Below are 1,851 nucleotides of genomic sequence, written 5' to 3' on the forward strand. Positions count from 1 at the left end.
GGGGTGGTCGAAGACGAGGGTGGCGGGCAGCCGCAATCCGGTGAGGGCGGACAGGCGGTTGCGCAGGTCCACGGCCATGAGGGAGTCGAAGCCGAGGTTCTGGAAGGGCTTGCCGGCGGGCACGGCGTCCGCCGTGGGCAGTCCGGCGGCGGTCGCGGCCTCCGCCCGTACCAGCTCCACCAGGGCGGTGGCGCGGTCCGGTGCGGACAGCGGCAGCAGCCGCTCGCGCAGCCCGGCCGCCGGTACGGCCCGGTCGGTGCCGTCCGCGCGTGGTCCGGCGGCGAGACCGCGCAGCAGAACCGGCGTCGTGGGTGAGCCGGGATCGAGGGCCGAGGTGTCCAGCCGTACGGGGACGGCGAGGCTCTCACCGGTGGTGAGGGCCGCGTCGAACAGGGCCATGCCCTCGCGGGGGTCGAGCTGGCGCAGGCCCACGCGGGCGATGCGTTTCAGGTCGCTGTCGGCGACGCCCGCGGTCATGCCCTCGCCGCGCTGCCAGGGGCCCCAGGCCAGGGAGAGCGCGGGCAGTCCGGCGGCGGCCCTGCGTGCGCACACGGCGTCCGCGAAGGCGTTGGCCGCGGCGTAGTTGGCCTGTCCGGCGCCGCCCATGGTGCCGGCCAGCGAGGAGAAGACGACGAAGGCGTCCAGGTCGCGGTCGGCGGTCAGCTCGTGCAGATGTTCCACAGCTGCCGTCTTGACGGGGAGGACCGCGTCGACCTGCTCGGGGGTGAGGGCGGTGAGGGTGGCGTCGTCGACGGTGCCCGCGGTGTGCACCACGGCCTTCAGCTCGGGGGCCGTCTCCAGCAGCGCGGCCAGCGCGGCGCGGTCGGTGACGTCGCACGCTGCGAGGCGGACCGTGGCGCCGAGGTCGGTGAGTTCGGCGAGCAGGTCCTCCATGCCGGGCGCCTCGCCGCCGCGCCGCGCGGCGAGCAGCAGGTCGCGCACGCCGTGCCGGACGACCAGATGCCGGGCGACGAGACGGCCGAGTGTGCCGGTGGCGCCGGTGACCAGGACGGTGCCGGTGGTCGGCCAGGGGCCGGTCGCGGCCCCGGTCGGGGCGAGCCGGGTCAGGCGCGGCACGTGTGTTCCGTCCGCGCGGAGGGCGAGTTGGGGTTCGTCGAGGTGCAGGGCGTGGGCCACTGCCCGCGGCAGCGGGGTGGTGGCGTCGGGGCCGTGGTCGATGAGCAGGACGCTGCCGGGGTTCTCCAGTTGGGCGGAGCGGGCGAGGGCCCAGACGGCGGCGCCCGCCGGGTCGGTGAGGGTCTCGTCGGCCGAGGCGCGGACCGCGCCGGAGGTGCACAGCACCAACTGGGACGCGGCGAAGGCCGGGTCCGTGGTCCACCGCTGGAGAAGGCCGAGCACCCGGTGCACGGCGTCGCGGGCGGCTGCCGCCGTCGGTTCGGCCGGCGGCAGCGGCACGACGACCACGTCGGGCGGGGTGCCCGCGCCGCTCAGGGCGTCCAGGTCGGCGTGGAGTTCGACGGACCCGGCCGTCCTCAGCAGGGGTTCGACGTGGGTGTACGCGGTGGGGTCGCCGAGCACCGCGAACCGGGTCGGGGGCCGCCCGCCGGGCGCCGTCGTGTCGAGGGGGAGCCACTCGGTGCGCAGCAGCCACTCGGGGCGGACACGCGTGGTCTCGAAACCGCCGGTGGACGCGGCCCGCATGTGGAGGGCGGCCACGGAGGCGACGGGCCGCCCGGACGGGTCGGTGAGCTCCACCGCCACCCGGTCCTCGGCCTCGTCACGGACGTGGACGCGCAACGCGGTCGCCCCGAGCGCGTGGTCGGTGACGCCGCGCCAGGCGAACGGCAGCAGCGGGCCGCCGCTCGTGGGCGCCGAGGGCCGGAAGGCCAG

Annotated in this window: 1 protein-coding gene; it reads right to left on the minus strand. The window is 76.8% G+C overall.

Going from position 1 to position 1,851, the window contains the following annotated elements; all coding sequences use genetic code 11:
* Positions 1–1,851 (minus strand): type I polyketide synthase (locus AOK15_RS27355; protein WP_157870381.1); only part of this gene is annotated, 1,851 nt, incomplete at both ends.

Origin of the sequence: Streptomyces ossamyceticus, from assembly GCF_001418475.1 — a bacterium.
Taxonomy (GTDB): domain Bacteria; phylum Actinomycetota; class Actinomycetes; order Streptomycetales; family Streptomycetaceae; genus Streptomyces; species Streptomyces ossamyceticus.